17 protein-coding genes are annotated in these 16,116 nt (G+C 55.8%); 10 read left to right on the top strand and 7 right to left on the bottom strand.

Features of this window, described 5'->3' with window-relative positions:
• Positions 1 to 7 precede the first annotated feature (7 nt).
• Positions 8 to 748, bottom strand: coding sequence for a glutathione S-transferase family protein (locus BM069_RS08425; RefSeq protein ID WP_093322938.1), 741 nt, complete (start codon positions 746 to 748; stop codon positions 8 to 10).
• Positions 749 to 831: 83 nt separating this feature from the next.
• Here BM069_RS08425 and BM069_RS08430 point away from each other — a divergent pair, with 83 nt between their 5' ends.
• Both BM069_RS08430 and BM069_RS08435 read left to right on the top strand, forming a co-directional pair.
• Entirely contained in the window at positions 832 to 1,536 is a 705-nt protein-coding gene (locus tag BM069_RS08430) for a helix-turn-helix transcriptional regulator (protein WP_093322939.1), read from the top strand.
• A gap of 89 nt (positions 1,537 to 1,625) precedes the next feature.
• Positions 1,626 to 2,885: a lytic murein transglycosylase gene (locus BM069_RS08435; RefSeq protein WP_093322941.1), complete on the top strand. Its 1,260-nt coding sequence runs from the start codon at positions 1,626 to 1,628 to the stop codon at positions 2,883 to 2,885.
• Here the strand turns inward: BM069_RS08435 and BM069_RS08440 are convergent, their stop codons facing one another.
• The 3 genes from BM069_RS08440 to BM069_RS08450 all read right to left on the bottom strand — a co-directional run bounded on the left by BM069_RS08440 (position 2,886) and on the right by BM069_RS08450 (position 5,807).
• The gene (locus BM069_RS08440; protein ID WP_093322942.1) at positions 2,886 to 3,452 is read right to left on the bottom strand and encodes a L,D-transpeptidase; all 567 of its coding nucleotides are present in this window, start codon (positions 3,450 to 3,452) and stop codon (positions 2,886 to 2,888) included.
• A gap of 157 nt (positions 3,453 to 3,609) precedes the next feature.
• The gene (locus tag BM069_RS08445; RefSeq protein ID WP_093322944.1) at positions 3,610 to 4,998 is read right to left on the bottom strand and encodes an aspartate aminotransferase family protein; all 1,389 of its coding nucleotides are present in this window, start codon (positions 4,996 to 4,998) and stop codon (positions 3,610 to 3,612) included.
• 86 nt (positions 4,999 to 5,084) lie between these two features.
• Entirely contained in the window at positions 5,085 to 5,807 is a 723-nt protein-coding gene (locus BM069_RS08450; RefSeq protein ID WP_093322945.1) for a GntR family transcriptional regulator, read from the bottom strand.
• 148 nt (positions 5,808 to 5,955) lie between these two features.
• Here BM069_RS08450 and BM069_RS08455 point away from each other — a divergent pair, with 148 nt between their 5' ends.
• The 5 genes from BM069_RS08455 to BM069_RS08475 all read left to right on the top strand — a co-directional run bounded on the left by BM069_RS08455 (position 5,956) and on the right by BM069_RS08475 (position 11,276).
• The gene (locus BM069_RS08455; protein WP_093322947.1) at positions 5,956 to 7,041 is read left to right on the top strand and encodes a polyamine ABC transporter substrate-binding protein; all 1,086 of its coding nucleotides are present in this window, start codon (positions 5,956 to 5,958) and stop codon (positions 7,039 to 7,041) included.
• Between the two features lie 79 nt (positions 7,042 to 7,120).
• A complete protein-coding gene (locus BM069_RS08460; RefSeq protein ID WP_093322949.1) occupies positions 7,121 to 8,245 on the top strand; it encodes an ABC transporter ATP-binding protein in 1,125 nt (374 codons plus the stop codon).
• A gap of 3 nt (positions 8,246 to 8,248) precedes the next feature.
• Entirely contained in the window at positions 8,249 to 9,139 is an 891-nt protein-coding gene (locus tag BM069_RS08465; protein WP_093322950.1) for an ABC transporter permease subunit, read from the top strand.
• Complete coding sequence (locus tag BM069_RS08470) at positions 9,136 to 9,954, top strand: ABC transporter permease (RefSeq protein WP_093322952.1); 819 nt, start codon at positions 9,136 to 9,138, stop codon at positions 9,952 to 9,954. The genes BM069_RS08465 and BM069_RS08470 overlap by 4 nt, the downstream gene beginning before the upstream one ends.
• Positions 9,951 to 11,276 carry an NAD(P)/FAD-dependent oxidoreductase gene (locus BM069_RS08475; RefSeq protein WP_093322953.1) on the top strand — a complete coding sequence of 442 codons (1,326 nt, stop codon included), beginning with the start codon at positions 9,951 to 9,953 and terminating at the stop codon, positions 11,274 to 11,276. The genes BM069_RS08470 and BM069_RS08475 overlap by 4 nt, the downstream gene beginning before the upstream one ends.
• Here BM069_RS08475 and BM069_RS08480 read toward each other — a convergent pair.
• The 3 genes from BM069_RS08480 to BM069_RS08490 form a co-directional block, all read right to left on the bottom strand.
• Positions 11,246 to 12,070, bottom strand: a complete 825-nt coding sequence (locus BM069_RS08480; protein ID WP_093322955.1) for a phosphotransferase family protein — start codon at positions 12,068 to 12,070, stop codon at positions 11,246 to 11,248. The two genes, BM069_RS08475 and BM069_RS08480, sit on opposite strands and share 31 nt — an antisense overlap.
• Positions 12,071 to 12,180: 110 nt before the next feature.
• On the bottom strand, positions 12,181 to 12,864 hold the full coding sequence (locus tag BM069_RS08485; protein WP_093322956.1) for a flagellar hook capping FlgD N-terminal domain-containing protein: 684 nt from the start codon (positions 12,862 to 12,864) through the stop codon (positions 12,181 to 12,183).
• An 8-nt stretch (positions 12,865 to 12,872) separates the two neighbouring features.
• Positions 12,873 to 14,276: a flagellar hook-length control protein FliK gene (locus BM069_RS08490; protein ID WP_093322958.1), complete on the bottom strand. Its 1,404-nt coding sequence runs from the start codon at positions 14,274 to 14,276 to the stop codon at positions 12,873 to 12,875.
• A 113-nt stretch (positions 14,277 to 14,389) separates the two neighbouring features.
• Between BM069_RS08490 and BM069_RS08495 the strand changes: the two genes are divergently transcribed.
• The 3 genes from BM069_RS08495 (at position 14,390) to BM069_RS08505 (ending at position 16,094) form a co-directional block, all read left to right on the top strand.
• Positions 14,390 to 14,695, top strand: a complete 306-nt coding sequence (locus BM069_RS08495) for a rod-binding protein (protein WP_093322959.1) — start codon at positions 14,390 to 14,392, stop codon at positions 14,693 to 14,695.
• Positions 14,682 to 15,041 carry a hypothetical protein gene (locus BM069_RS08500; protein ID WP_093322961.1) on the top strand — a complete coding sequence of 120 codons (360 nt, stop codon included), beginning with the start codon at positions 14,682 to 14,684 and terminating at the stop codon, positions 15,039 to 15,041. The genes BM069_RS08495 and BM069_RS08500 overlap by 14 nt, the downstream gene beginning before the upstream one ends.
• A 210-nt stretch (positions 15,042 to 15,251) precedes the next feature.
• Positions 15,252 to 16,094, top strand: a complete 843-nt coding sequence (locus tag BM069_RS08505; protein ID WP_093322962.1) for a flagellin N-terminal helical domain-containing protein — start codon at positions 15,252 to 15,254, stop codon at positions 16,092 to 16,094.
• Positions 16,095 to 16,116 lie beyond the last annotated feature (22 nt).

Below are 16,116 nucleotides of genomic sequence, written 5' to 3' on the forward strand. Positions count from 1 at the left end.
ACTGTATTTAGCTCGCAAGCGCTTGTTTGGGCGCGGCGCAACCACGCATATTCCCACCTGGATAGATCGCGGATCGTACCCGCGCCACATAGGGCGTAAAGGCGGCAACTTCTTCAACCGCTTTGCGCAGATCGGTTTCGGCTGGGAGTCGCAGAATCATATCCAGAACAGGTGCAATCGCCGCGTCTGCGCCGGTGGGGGTGTCGCCAAACAGAAACGCTTTGTCACCCAAAACAGTCTCTAACATAGCCAAATCACGCCCTAGACGCTTTTTCCGATCCTGCGCCGAGAACCGCGCAATTCCGTGAGAGGTAAGACCGGCGCGTACCGGGGCCCGCCCTTGCTCAGCCACCATTTCGCGGGCCTCCGATGGGACTTCAGCAAAGAACTCTTCGCGCATAATCGGCCAGACCTGAGGGTCCAACCAGCGGTCGTGTACAAGGCCAAGCACAAGACTGTACTCCACCATGCTCTTGATCGCGTGGGAAATGGCTTTCTGTTCCGTACTCAGGTCCGCATAGAAATCCGCGCCTTCTGACGTCAGCAGGTCTTCGATGTTTGAGCTGTCAGGGATCAGTTGATCGCCGACCCGCAGAACAGGCAGTTTGCCCAATGGTTGCACCGAAACGTCCACAGAAATCTCCGGCTGCCACGCGATGCCGGCCATTTCCAGCAGGCAAATAGCTTTCATGCAGAACGGTGAATGACTCGGCAGGACATTATTGCCCGGAAACATAATCAGCTGCATCTCTTTCTCCTTTTGAAATGATGCAGCCGGTCTAACGCGGCCTGCTGTCAATTTTTGTCAGTATGAGGCACTATGCATAAGTCATGCCTCGTACCGATCGTCTCTTTCAATTGATGCAAGCTCTTCGCGACTTGCCGACGCCCGCCACTGCGCAGGCGCTTGCGTTGGAAACCGGCGTATCGGACCGCACGATCTATCGGGACATCGACACATTGCGTGGGCTCGGAGCGGTGATCGACGGAGAGGCGGGCTTTGGGTTCACTCTGATTGAGGATGCAACGCTGCCGCCCCTTGGATTTGTGCCAGAAGAAATCGAGGCGCTGGTGGTCGGTTTGACGGAAGTCACTCAAATCGGCGATCCCACGCTGGCTAGGGCTGCAAAATCGGCTCTAACAAAGCTGAAATCGCGTCTTCCTGCGGCTCAGGCGCATCGACTTAAGCACGCGGTTCTGACCGCGAAACGTTTCTACAAACCCCCGCCGATCACAATCGATGCCAGTGCGCTTCGACAGGCGGCTTGGGAGGAGCGTACCATCGCCGTGGATTACGCTGACGCCAATGGCATTCCAACCGCCCGCGAGTTGGACCCGCTCACGATCACCTTTCTGGACGGCACACATTGCCTGTTGGCCTTTTGCCATCTGCGGCAAGATTATCGTGTGTTCCGCCTTGATAGACTACGCGGGTTCACTGTGACTGATCGCTCCTTTCGCCCTCGTCGCATCCCGATGCTACGCGAATTCAAAAACCGGCTGGATGCCGAAGCGCCGCCTCATTCTCAGACGTGATCGGCAATTCCCCGCGTATGACTTTTGGGTGCTTTGTCAGAATCGCAGGCGGCGTTACCATTTGCGCAAAACGAGCAGGAGCACCGACCATGCGAGCAGGCATTCTGGCACTGATATTCTGCGCAACGGCGTCATACGCTGAGGCACCCGCGACCTCTTTGCGTCCGGTGCTGCGTCCGGATTTGGTGATGACAAATGTCACACAAGCCGTAGCTGTTGTTTCGCCGACCAATGCCGGATTACGTGATTGGACCGCCGCCTACCGTCCGCGCGCTTTGGCAGCTGGTGTGACGCCTGCAACCTTTGATGCCGCGATGTCTGGGGTGACGTATGACGCAGATGTCATCAAACGGGACCGCAACCAAAGTGAGTTCACAAAAACCATCTGGGACTATCTCGACAGCGCCACCAGCGATCTGCGCGTCAAAAACGGTAAAGCGGCGCTGGCGAGGCACAACACAACCCTCACAAAAATTGAACGCGCTTATGGCGTAGACAAGGAGGTCGTCGTTGCGATTTGGGGCCTTGAAAGCGCGTATGGAACGTTTCGGGGCAGCACGCCGATTATCTCTGCGATGGCGTCATTGGCCTATGATGGTCGGCGCGCGGCATTTTTTGAGGAGCAGCTCACTGCCGCGCTGACGATCCTGCAAAATGGCGATACGCAGGCGGCGAACATGACCGGTAGCTGGGCTGGTGCGATGGGTCACACACAATTCATGCCGACATCGTTTATGGCACACGCAGTGGATTTCACAGGCGATGGGCGTCGTGACATCTGGTCTGACGACCCCGCTGACGCGCTGGCCTCGACGGCCGCCTACCTCAAGAATTCCGGCTGGATTCTCGGCCAGCCTTGGGGCGTGGAGGTTCGCATTCCTGACGGCTTTGATTATACGCTCGCCAACCGCGAGATCCTCAAGATGCCCACCGAATGGGCCCGCATCGGCATCCGTGATATGACCGGCCGCAAAGTGCCCAATCATGGGAAGGCGTCGATCCTTTTGCCGGCGGGCGCTGAAGGTGCGGCTTTCATGATTTTCAAGAATTTCGACGCGATTGAGACCTATAACACCGCAGATGCCTATGTGATCGGGGTGGGACATCTTAGCGACCGCATTGCCGGCGCCCCCAAAATCCAAGGCTCCTGGCCTCGTGGCGATCGTGCTTTGACTTTTGATGAGCGTATTGAGTTGCAGGAGCGTCTGACCCAAGCTGGATTTGACACCCAGAAAATCGACGCCAAGATCGGCCCTCTGACAATCAACGCTGTACGAGACTATCAACTGTCCCGCGGCATGACGCCGGATGGCTATGCGTCTTTGCGCCTGCTCAACAGCTTGCGGTGATCAAAAGACGCTCACCTTGGTTCCCAGTGGCACAATGTTGAAAAGGTGTTCGACATGCGGATTGTACATGCGGATGCAGCCGTTTGACGACGGCGTCCCGATCGAGCCGGGAACATTTGTGCCGTGGATGCGGAACAATGTGTCCTTACCGTTCTGATACAGATAGAGAGCGCGGCTCCCCAATGGGTTGTTCGGCCCGCCTGGCATGCCGTTTTCCCATCGTGCGTACCCGGGATTGCGTTCGATCATCTCTTTGGTTGGGGTCCAATTCGGCCATTCCACTTTTCGGTCAATGGTCGCGTCGCCGCGAAAGTTCAAACCTTCCTTGCCCACAGCCACGCCATAGCGGATCGCGGTTCGCTCGTCCTGCATGTGATAGAGGTAGAACGCTTGTAAGGTGACAACGATCTGACCGGGTTCATATTTGTATTTTCGTGCGATCTTCACCTCTCGTGGCTTGAGGTGGTCCATAAGCTCAAAGGGGGCGGCGGCGGCGCGGGCGATCATCGGGGTGCTCATCGTGGCGCCGGCTGCCGCTGCTGCGCTCAAAAATGTACGTCTCAGCATCACTCGTCTCCTACTCGTTCGAGAAAATTCTGCCATGACTTGACCGTTCGGGCAAAAAATTTGGGCGCAGGAGACCTCTCCCGCGCCCAAATTCACATGAATGTGTCTCATAAACCGCAGCAGCCATGCGACCGACGGAATACCGACGTCACACCGCCTACTTATAAAGACCCTCGGCTTTGATCTGGTCATATGTCTTATCCAAAGCCATGGTCGCCCGTTCGATCAGGGTGTCGATCTCCTCCGGCTTGATCACCAGCGGTGGGGAAATCACCATCCGGTCGCCCACGTGACGCATCACAAGCCCGCTACCAAAGCAGTGCTCGCGGCATTTATAGCCGACGGTGCCTTTTTCTGCGGCAAAGGGTGCGCGGCTTTCCTTGTTGGGCGTCAGGGCGATAGAGCCCATCATGCCAACGATCTTGGCCTCGCCAACAAGCGGATGGTCCGCAAGAGCTTCCCATTTTTGCTTGAGGTAAGGGGCGGTTTTCTCACGCACGGTTTCGACCACACGCTCTTCTTCCATGATCCGCAGATTTTCCAAAGCCACAGCGGAACACACCGGATGGCCCGAATAGGTGTAGCCGTGGTTGAACTCGGTGGCGTTCACCACTTTGGCAATTTTGTCCGACACAATAGATCCGCCGATGGGCGCATAGCCGGAGCTCAGCCCCTTTGCGATGGTCATGATGTCAGGACGGATGCCCACAGTTTCAGACCCGAACCAATTGCCCGTACGCCCAAAGCCGCAAATCACTTCGTCCGCGATCAAAAGGATGCCGTATTTGTCACAAATTCGTTGAATTTCAGGCCAGTAGCTCTCTGGTGGAATGATCACACCCCCGGCACCTTGAATGGGCTCGCCGATAAAGGCTGCGATACGGTCTTCGCCATAGGACTGGATGGTTTCTTCCAGTTCCCGAGCCCGCATCAGCCCAAACTCTTCGGGGCTCATGTCACCGCCTTCAGACCACCAATCTGGCTGCCCAATATGGTGCTTGTCTGGCAAAGGTAGCCCGCCTTGCTGGTGCATCGGAACCATGCCGCCAAGGCTCGCTCCGCCAAGGGTCGATCCGTGGTAGGCGTTTTGACGGGAAATGATAATGGATTTCTCGGGCTTGCCCATCGCCGACCAATAGTGACGCACCAGTCGGATGTTGGTGTCGTTCGCCTCGGAGCCGGAACCAGCATAAAACACAGTGTTCAGCCCTTCAGGGGCCAATTGAGCCAGTTTGGCGGACAACGCGATGACCGGCACGTGTGTGGTCATGAAAAACGTATTGTAATATGGCAGCTCACGCATTTGACGCGCGGCGGCTTCGGCCAATTCTTCGCGCCCGTACCCGATGTTCACGCACCACAAGCCCGCCATTCCATCAAGGATGTCGTGACCTTCGCTGTCAGTCAATGTGACGCCGTTTGCGCGTGTGATCACACGGGCGCCACGTTGGGCCAACTCGTCTTGCGTGGTGAATGGATGCATATGGTGCGCGGCATCCAACGCCTGCAACTCTTCTGTTGGCATGTGATTCGTAATCATGCTCATCGACTTTACCCTCTCAAGAAATCGCCCTTTTTGGCCCCTCCCCTTTCCTAGGGCAGACCAAGCGTCAGGCATAGAATATGATCAAATTATTTTGAGTCAATCGCTTCGGCAAAAGGCTCTGCGCTATTTAGAGCCTCGAGAAGCTGCTCCATGCCTTGAACCACATCCATGCGGATCGCTTCCGCAGCAGCTTCAGCGTCGCCCTGACTCAATGCGTCGATAGCGGTTTTATGGTTGTCCGGCAGGTTCTGGGTGCCCATCCGTCCGCAAACTACTCTCATCGCAGGGCCAAAACGAAGCCATACCCCTCCTGCCACCTCAGACAGAATCGGGGCATTCGCAACAGCATATAGCTTCATGTGAAAGGCGTGATTCTGTTGCAAGTATGCGGCGACATCACCGCGGGTGATTGCTTCATCCAGCGTCGAATCAATGCGCCGTAGAGCCGTTATGTCGGCTTCATCTGCTCTTTCGGCCGCGCGCGCAGCCAATTGAGGTTCAAGCGTTTCCCTTAGGAAAATGAGCTCCTCGATGGATTCAATGGTCGGCATTGGTACAAGCACTCTTCGGTTCCCCTGAAAGACGAGCGCGCCCTCGGACGTTAGCCTTCGAATGGCCTCCCGAATCGGAGTCATTCCCGCACCGGTGCGTTCTACAAGCCCTTGAATCGTCACTGGTTGCCCCGGAGCGAGCTCGCCAAACAGCACTGCTTCTCGCAGTTGGTGATATACCTTTTGATGCGCCGGAGCCCGAGGGGGAAGCGTTGCCGTTTTCGGGCTCATTTGATCTTGTGGCAAGTTGCCTTCCATTTGTGCGTCCCGTTCGTTTTTGTTGCGGGTTAAAATCAGATTTTGGGATCAATATGCACAACTATGTTGCCATATCAAAAAAACTTGATCAAATTAATCTTGCAAGAACACAACCGGGACAGAGAGCCCGGCACAACGGGAGATCACCATGAAGAAAACTCTGCTGACACTCACGGCTGGTGTTGCGCTGAGCGCGATGGCCGCATCTGCAGAAGAAGTGCGCGTGTACAACTGGTCCGATTATATCGACGAAGACCTGCTGTCCAAATTTGAAGAAGAGACTGGCATCAAGCTGATCTATGACGTCTTTGACTCCAACGACGTTTTGGAAACCAAAATGCTCGCCGGTAAGTCGGGCTATGATGTTGTTGTTCCGTCGGGCACGTTCCTGCAACGTCAAATCTCTGCCGGTGCTTTCCAGAAACTGGACAAGTCCAAGCTGACCAATGCGGGTAACATGTGGGACGTAATCGAAGCGCGGACCAACAAATATGACCCCGACAATGCGTATTCCATAAACTATATGTGGGGCACCACGGGTCTGGGCGTCAACACAGGTCAGGTTGCCGACATTTTGGGCGAAGATGCTCCGATCAACTCACTTGCGCTGATCTTTGATCCGGCAAATGCTGAGAAATTGCAGGCATGTGGCATTCACATGCTGGACGCAGCAGATGAAATGATCCCCGCTGCGCTGGCATATCTCGGTCTCAACCCCGACAGCCACGACGTAAAAGACATTGCCAAGGCTGAAGAAGTGCTGACGGCGATTTCGCCCTATGTTCAAAAATTCCATAGCTCCGAATACATCAACGGTCTGGCAAACGGCGATATCTGTGTGGCGCTCGGTTGGTCCGGAGATGTTCTTCAGGCTCGCGATCGCGCCTGGGAAGCAGAGAATGGTGTGGAACTCGCGTATAATGCGCCGGTCGAGGGTGCGATGATGTGGTTTGACCAGATGGCCATTCCGGTTGATGCGCCGAACCCTGATGCTGCGCATAAGTTCCTGAACTTTATCATGGATGCAGAGAACATGGCGGCGGCGTCGAACTATGTTTACTACGCCAACGGGAACAAGGCTTCCCAGCCGATGCTCGAAGAGGACGTGATTGGGGATCCCGCGATTTACCCGGACGAGGCGACTTTGGAAAACCTCTATACTACAACGCCTTACCCACCAAAAACCCAGCGTACCGTGACCCGTACCTGGACCAAGATCAAATCGGGCACCTAAGCCCTAAGATCCTAGAAACCCGTGCCAAATGGCGCGGGTTTCCCACTCATATCTCTGACCAGCTCCGGAGGCCGATACCATGGCGCTCGACGTGTTTGCCCCTTGGGATGATCCTGACGCAAAACCGCTTATCCAGTTCAAAAATGTCACCAAGCGTTTCGGTGATTTCACCGCGATTGATGATCTGACGGTGGACATTTTTGAAAAGGAATTTTTCGCGCTGCTTGGCCCGTCGGGCTGTGGCAAAACCACGATGATGCGCATGCTGGCAGGGTTTGAAACGCCTTCTGACGGCACGATTTTGCTGTCGGGTCAGGACATGGCACCTGTTCCGCCGAACCAGCGTGCGGTGAATATGATGTTCCAATCTTACGCGCTTTTTCCGCATTTGTCGGTTTGGGAAAATATCGCCTTTGGCTTGAGGCGAGACAAGATGCCCAAGGACGAGATGGGCGCACGCGTCGATGAGATGCTTCGCCTGACGCGCCTTGAAAAATTCGCCCGCCGCAAACCACATCAGATTTCCGGCGGTCAACGGCAACGTGTGGCACTGGCGCGGTCTCTTGCCAAGGCACCAAAGCTGCTGCTGTTGGATGAACCGCTTGGTGCCTTGGACAAAAAGCTGCGCCAGGAAACGCAGTTTGAACTGATGGACATTCAGGAGAGCACTGGCACCACCTTTGTGATCGTGACCCACGATCAGGAAGAAGCGATGACCGTCGCCAGTCGCGTCGCGGTGATGGACCACGGTAAAATCGTGCAGGTCGCCACACCTGACGCAATCTATGAAGCGCCGAATTCGACTTATGTTGCCGACTTTATCGGTGACGTGAATATGATTACGGGCACAGTGCGCGCAGAGGGCGCACAACTGCGGATGACATGGGCCGAAGGACAGCCTGAGATTGTGGGCGAAACTTCCAAAACGTTTGGTAAGGACCAGTCCGTGCATTTTGCCATTCGCCCGGAAAAAGTCTCTATCTCGGCGGAAAAGCCCGTTGATGCCGCCAATGCGGTACAGGGGCAGGTGCTTGACATTGCCTACCTCGGGAACATCTCCACATATCACGTGCAACTTCCCGGTGGGCAGGTCATCAAAGCCCAGACCGCGAACAACCGCCGCATCTCGCGTCGTAGTTTCACGTGGGAAGATTCCGTTTGGCTGAGCTGGACCGCCACTGCCGGCGTGTTTCTGGAGCAATAGCAGATGCGCCGTATTGCCCTCATATTGGTTCCGTATCTTTGGCTTCTGGCGCTGTTTCTGGTGCCCTTTGCCATTGTCCTCAAGATTTCGCTGTCCGACCTTGCAATGTCGATCCCTCCCTATACTCCGCAACTTGATCTTGCGGCGGGATGGGAAGGCATCAAGGCCTTTTTCAGCCAGCTTGATTTAGAAAATTATATCTGGCTGACGCAGGATGAACTCTATTGGAAAGCGTATCTCTCCAGCTTGAAAATCTCGCTGATTGCGACGGCATTGACGCTTTTGGTGGGGTATCCCATGGCCTACGGCATGGCGCGCGCGCCCGAAGAATGGCGCCCGATGCTTTTGATGCTGGTGATCCTGCCATTCTGGACCAGTTTTCTGATACGCGTCTATGCTTGGATGGGCATTCTGGCCAAAGAAGGCGTGTTGAACCAATTCCTGATGTGGCTTGGCGTTGTGTCCGAACCGCTGGTGATCCTAAATACCAATATCGCCGTCTACATCGGCATCGTTTACACTTACTTGCCGTTCATGATCCTGCCGATCTATGCCTCACTTGACCGTATGGACAACAGCCTTTTGGAAGCTGCCGAAGACCTTGGCTGTTCTCGGTTCTCGGCCTTTTGGCTCATCACTGCACCGCTTTCCAAGCAGGGCGTGATCGCAGGGTGTTTCCTTGTGTTCATCCCTGTGATCGGCGAATTCGTGATCCCGTCGCTTCTGGGTGGGTCCAAAACCCTGATGATCGGTAAAGTCCTTTGGGACGAATTCTTCTCCAACCGCGATTGGCCCGTTGCCAGCGCCGTAGCCGTAGTGCTGCTGCTGATTCTGATCATTCCGATCATTCTCTTCCAGCGTAACGAGCAAAAACAGCGGGAGGCGGAAGGATGAGACGGTTCAGCTGGTTCAATGCAACGGCCCTTACGCTTGGCTTTGCCTTTCTTTATGTGCCGATGATCATCCTGATCGTGTACAGTTTCAACAAATCCAAACTGGTTACGGTCTGGGCGGGGTTCTCGACAAAATGGTACGGCGAATTGCTGTCCAATCAGGCGATGCTTGATGCGGCGTGGGTTACGCTCAAAGTGGCTGTGATCAGTTCCTCGATCGCCACCATTCTGGGGACAATGGCGGCCTATGTGATGGTGCGCGCAGGACGTTTCCACGGCCGAACACTGTTTTCCGGCATGATCTATGCACCGCTTGTGATGCCAGAAGTTATCACCGGTTTGTCGCTGCTTTTGCTGTTCATCGGCCTGAACGTAGACCGTGGAGTTGGCACGATTGTGTTGGCCCACACCACGTTTGCAATGTGCTATGTTTCTGTTGTGGTTAGTTCGCGCCTTGTCAGTTTCGATCAATCCCTTGAAGAGGCCGCGCTTGACCTTGGGTGTTCACCCTTTCAGGCTTTTCGCCTGGTGACACTTCCGATCATCGCACCAGCGGTGATTTCGGGGTGGCTTCTGGCGTTCACATTGTCGCTGGATGACTTGGTGATTGCATCCTTCACATCTGGTCCCGCCGCCACCACCTTGCCGATGAAAATCTGGAGCTCGGTGCGGCTTGGCGTCAGTCCGGAAATCAATGCGCTCTCGACGATTATGATTGCGCTGGTGACGGTTGGTGTCATCACCGCATCCCTGATCACCAAACAACAGGCCGTGCGCCAGAGACGGGAAGAGCAGGCCGCAGATCGCGTGTCATGAAGCGCATCTGCGATCCCTTTTCCTATGGCGACGGCCCCGTTGCCCAAAGCTTCTGGGCGGACACTGTACCATTGCCCACACGCACTTCTCTGCACGGCGAAGAGCGCGCTGAGGTTGCTATTATCGGGGCCGGTGTCACCGGCTTGAACACGGCTTTGCGTCTTTCGCGGGCTGGTGTGTCGGTGGTTGTTCTGGACGCAAAACAGGTTGGATGGGGCGCGTCGGGCCGCAATGGCGGTTTCTGCTGCCTGGGCGGCGCGATGATGGGTGAAGGGCGGATGTCCAAAACCTTTGGCCAGGCCGCCACCCGCGATTTTTACATGACGGAAAAGGCGGCGGTCGACTTTGTTGATCAAATCATCGTCGATGCCGGTTGGGACGTGGATCGCCACAGCGATGGCGAAACCATCCTCGCTCACAAACCCGCCGCCATGGCGAGGCTCACTGAAGAAGCCGCCCACATCGATTCTCTTTTTGGGACAAGTTCAACGGTCGTTCCTAAGGATGCATTGCGGCAGAATGGGTTTGGTGGCGCGTTTCACGGCGCAGTCACCCTGCCAGTGGGATTTGCCCTAAATCCCCGCAAGTTTGTGGGCTCTTTGGCGGGGGCCGCAGAGGCGACGGGGGCCAGGATTTATTGTGATTCCCCGGTTCTGCGGGCCACCCGCGACGGCGCGCATTGGGTTTTGGCTTCGCCCAACGGACAGGTGCGTGCCAACAAACTGGTCATTGCCACCAATGGATATTCTTCCGAGCAAATTCCGGTTTGGATGGCGGGGCGCTTTTTGCCGGCACAGTCCAGTATCATCGTCACCCGTCCACTCTCTCAAGAAGAGCAGTCAGCCCAAGGCTGGACTTCATCTCAAATGGCGTATGACAGCCGCAAATTGATTCACTATTTCCGTCTGATGCCGGACGGTCGTTTTCTTTTTGGGATGCGTGGCGGCATCTCCACCACTGAATCGGTTCACAACAGCACGCGCGAAAAAATCCGCGCGCATTTTGAACGGTTGTTTCCAAAGTGGCGCCATGTCGAAACCCCGTGGTTTCACACTGGATTTGTCTGTCTCTCACGGGACCTGACGCCGTTTGCAGGGGCGGTGCCCAACGAAGACAATCTCTACGCAGCCTTTGCCTATCACGGCAACGGCGTCGCAATGGGCAGCTACGCCGGGGCCCTGCTTGCCAATGATATTTTGGGTCGTTCCGACCTGCCGCATCCTGACATCTTGCGTGCGGCGCCCAAGCGCTTCCCACTTGGGCAGTTCCGGCGCTTGTTGATGTATCCGGCCTATGTCGGGTTTGAGGTCTTTGATCTTTGAAGTGCCTCGAGCTCAAGGGCCAAGCCCTGAGCATAGTCAGGCCGTCCGTTTTGCATTTGCCACAGACAGTAGGCCGCCATGCGCCAGTGGTAAAAAGGTGCAAGAAATTCATAGCGTGCCCTGACTTTTGACGCGCCGTAGGCGGAAAAGAACGCTTCTACTTCAGAGCTAGTCAACGTGTCCCCACGATAGAGAAGCTGCATGGCCGGAGACAAAAAGATTGCAATGTCCTCGCATGGGTCGCCAGTTGCCGGACATTGCCAGTCAATCAGGTGCAATCCTGTGTCGTTGCGTATCAAATTTCCAGGCACGATGTCGGAATGCAGCAGAATTTTTTCACCGCTTTTGCCAACATTCCCTGCGGGTTCAACCGCAAAGATGAGATCGCTTTCGGCACAATTGGACAGGATTTTGGCGGTCTGTTCATGCAATTCTTGTGACCCATCCGGTGCATGGCGCAACCCTTCGGGGCAGGGCATCGCGTGCAGGGCTGCCATCAGTTGTGCAACTTCGGCAACGCCGCTTTGCCAAGTGGTTCCCGGTATATGGTCATAAAAATTGCAAGTGCCTGCATCCGTGATCATCTGGGCACGAAAGACCGGAGACTGCATCGATGGTGACAGAGATTTCAGCAGCTGCGCCTCGGCCCTGGGATCATTCGGAAACAAAGGGTTTCGCGCGGGGCCGCTATAGAGTTTGGCAACAAACACTTCCCCATCGCAGGCGCCTTTCCACGCGGCATTGGTCCGCCCACCGAAAAGCGTAGACCAAGCAATCTCGCCGGTCAGCTTCAAGGCCGTTCGCGCGGCCTGAACAACAGGTATTGGTGGATCGGGGGGCAACGAAGTCAGCGCGGCGCTCCTTGATGAAAGCGCCGCGAAGCTAGTTTAGGCGGGCCGCCTTATCAAGTCTCGTCAGACGCCGTTGGCTCTCGAAGGCCAACAATATCCACAGACAGGTACTTGGTCCCACCCGTGCCAACCAAAACCATGCCACCGGTACTGGCCTGCGTTTCGCTGATGCGGGTGTAGGATTCGGCGAGAACCGTATCGAGATCTTTCCCATTGGACAGGGATTGGGTCTGGAACACATAGTTTCCTTCTGGGAATGGTGCGCCGTCGTCGTCCATTCCGTCCCACTCAACGGTTTCCGCTGCGGGGTCGATCTTCACACGGTCAACCTCGTTGCCGTTCTCATCTTTGACAATTAGGTAGGCTTCGTCGGCCGCGCCATTGGCCATTGGATAGACTTCCACTGGCGTCTGTCCGTCAAAGTGCGCAAGACCGGCGACGCGGGCTTCCATCCCGATCCAGCTTGCCATGCTATTGTTGCCAAGCGCTGCGATTTGCGCGCTCAGGGTGGCGAGAGTTTCGTTGGTTTGAACCTGCTGCTCTACGGCAGAAAACTGCGCCAGTTGGGCGGTGAACTCTGTTGAGTCCGTGGGCTCCAAAGGGTCCTGATTTTGCATCTGTGCGGTCAACATCTTCAAGAAGGTGTCAAAGTCAGAGTTGATGGCTGTGCTGGAGGAGGACGTTGCCGAATTGGCGCTGCCGGCTGTCATAGTTGAGGTGGTGGAGAGTACGTCCATTGGAAATCCTATAGTCTGATATCAAGCCCGCCGGTTCCGGCCGCAGGCAAGTTTGAGGAAGGTGTTGTGAGGGGCTCTAGGTCGGCGTTTGCCGCGTCAGAAGGTTCCTCTGAGCCTGAACGGCCGGCTTCTCCGGCCTGTTCGGGCGACTCTGAATTTTGCTGCCCATTCATGTCGCCTTGCTCAAATGAAAACGACACATCGTCATAACCCATCTCCATGAAATCTTTGCGCAAGAGATCGATGTGCTTGCGCATCAATTCGGAAGTGGCGGAGTTTTCAGTGGAGATTGTGATGTTCATTGTGCCTGCGGTTTCGGACATCGAAAGGCGAAGTCGGCCCAGTTCCGGCGGGTCCATCGTGATTTCGATGACACCCTTTTCTGCAGCCCGCGCGGCCTCGGCCACTTGTTTCACGACATAGGCCGGCTGTGCTGTGTTTTGGGATATTCTGCTCTGTTGAGAAATGTCGGCAGCGGAGGTGACAACGCGGGTCTGCATGTCGTCCCGCAGTTGGTGCGACGTATCAACGGTCTGTTCTCCAGCGGCCTCGGCGTTGATCTTGGTGACTGGGGCGTTTTGTGCCCGCGCTTGTAGCAACGTTTGCCGCTTCTCAGGTGTGACCTCCGCCCGCCATTGCGTTGACGAAGGCGCAGCGGTGGTCTGGTCGCGGCTTTGAACCAAAAGGCGGTCTTCGGCGGTATCTGCTTCGACATCGGCACCTGTTGGTTGAGTTGCGTCAGTTTGCGCTTCCGCAGAGAGGCCGGGGTTGGCGACCGTCGGGACAGCCGCCGACTGGTTGGCCTGAAGGTTTGCCTGAACCGCAGCACTTCCCGCGGTTGTTGTCGCCCTCACCTGAATACGCATGGGTTCAAGACGCTCGACAACCTCGGCCTGCATCGCCGGCGTGCTCGCCGTGGTTTGCGGGATCGGAGTGGTTTTTGCGGCCTCGGTTGGTAGTAAAACCGGTTTTTGAGCGGGTGTGGCTGTGTGTTCGGGTTTGGTCGGGAGGGTCGGAGGTTCTACCGCGCGTTCCAATGCGCGAATCGTTTTTCCAAACGCTGAGGCATCTTCAGCCGCAGACCGTGTGCCTTCCGCTGGCTTATCGGTGGCGAACTCTTTGAGAACGGTCGTCAGATCCGGTTGATCTTCGGCCGTGTTGTCTGGAATTTCGCCGTTGGCTTCCGGTGCCTCGTCGTGTGTCCCAGATTCGCTTTCTGGTGTGTCGTCCTGTTCTTGGTTTTCAACTGAATCGGGGCTGTTCGGGCCCTTTTGCGATGCGTTCTTGTCGAACACATCCGAAAACTCCTCGCCGCGTCCGGGACGGTCGGTGGTTTTGGCCTCGGCGGTTTCTGGGGCCTTGGTTGCGTCAGTCGCAGTCGCGTCGGTCGCGAGGAAAGGCAAAGTCAACATGGTCGCTCCGGGAGTTCTTCCGTTCCCGAACACCTAGTCCAAACTTCCTTACCACTTCTTTACCGGTGCCGGTGCAGAAGGAGGAAACTGGCAGCAAACTAGTGAGAGTTTGAATGTTTACATCCCTGACCCCCAATATCCCGACGCAAATCCCGTCTACCACGCCAACGCAAACCTCTCGTGTGGACGAAAAACTACAGGAGGCCGCGAAGGAGCTGGAAGTGACCTTTCTCGCCGAAATGCTTGAATCAGCGGGCCTTGGCGAGACCAGCGAATCCTTTGGTGGTGGCGCGGGTGAAGACCAGTTTTCCAGCTTCCTGCGTATGGAGCAGGCCCGCGCCATGGTGGATGCGGGCGGTATCGGCCTGGCAGAAGCCTTCTTTAATGCTCTGAAGGAGAGACACAATGTTCCTGAGTAAGCAAAGCAATCTGATCGAAGATATCGACGCCCTGATGGACGAAGAACGCGCAGTCCTGAAATCAGGCGAATTGCATCGTTTGCCTGACCTTCTGAACCGAAAAGAAGCGCTTTTTGAGAAATTGAAGGCCCACGAAGGCGCAACGGAAGAGGAACTCAGGTCGTTGCGCGAGAAATCCACGCGCAACCAGCCACTTTTGGAGGCCGCCATGTCCGCTGTACGCGCCGTTGGTGATCGCATGAAGGATCTCTCGCGTGTGCGCAACTCGCTTGAGACATACAATCAGAAGGGCCAGCGCTACGCGGTTTCCATGACGTCCGGCGGCACTTTCGAAAAGCGAACGTGATCAGGATTGAGTCAAATGCGCCCTATCTGCCGGATCGCATTTAGCACTCCATTAGCATTTCGCGGGCAATGGTTTTCCTGCGCCCTTCAAGGGGGGCACCGACCACAAAAAACGGTGCGGTAACAGTCAGAATGACGTTGAGACAGCGCCACCAATCGGGGCGCGAACTATGACACGACGAAAAATCGTCTTCAGTAAGGAATAAATGCCATGTCCAGCATTCTGACAAACAACAGCGCAATGGTTGCGCTCCAGACCCTGCAATCCGTCAACAACAACCTGAGCGACGTTCAGTCCCAGATTTCCACCGGTAAATCCGTTAGCACCGCTAGCGACAACGCCGCGATCTGGGCTGTGTCCAAGGTGATGGAATCCGACCAGAACTCTTTCAAAACCATCGGCGATCAGCTGTCGCTGGGCGAAGCAACCGTTGGTGTTGCATCCAACTCCGCAGAGCAGGTCGTTGACCTCCTGACCGAGATGAAAGAACTGGCCATTCAGGCGTCTGGTGACAACGTTGACCACGCAAAAATCGAAGCAGATCTCGCCGCGAAAGAGGAACAGATTGCCTCCATCGTTGGCGGTGCCCAGTTCAACGGTGTGAACCTTCTGGCGACCGACGTTGACGGCAATTCCGGCACCGGCATTAGCGTGATTTCTTCGCTTGACCGCGTGGGCTCCAATGCTCCGACCGTGTCGACGATCTCCGTTGACGGTGTCGACTTCGAGGCCAGCATCGTTGGTGGTACTCGTACTGCGATTACCAGCAGTGCCACTGCGCAGACAGCAATCACTGAGATTGAAGCTCTGCTTGAGATTGCTGTGGACGGTGCTGCCCAGCTGGGTTCGTCCCAGTCCCGGTTGTCCGATCAGGGCGAATTTGTGTCCAAACTGGCTGATAGCATGACCACCGGTATCGGTGCTCTTGTGGATGCCGACATGGAAGAAGCCTCTGCACGACTGCAGGCGCTTCAGGTTCAGCAGCAGCTGGCCACACAATCGCTGTCGATCGCCAACCAGGCACCGCAACAGCTGTTGTCGCTCTTCCAATAAGCGCTTGAGGGTCGGGACGCAA

Source organism: Shimia haliotis (assembly GCF_900114415.1).
GTDB classification, from domain to species: domain Bacteria; phylum Pseudomonadota; class Alphaproteobacteria; order Rhodobacterales; family Rhodobacteraceae; genus Shimia; species Shimia haliotis.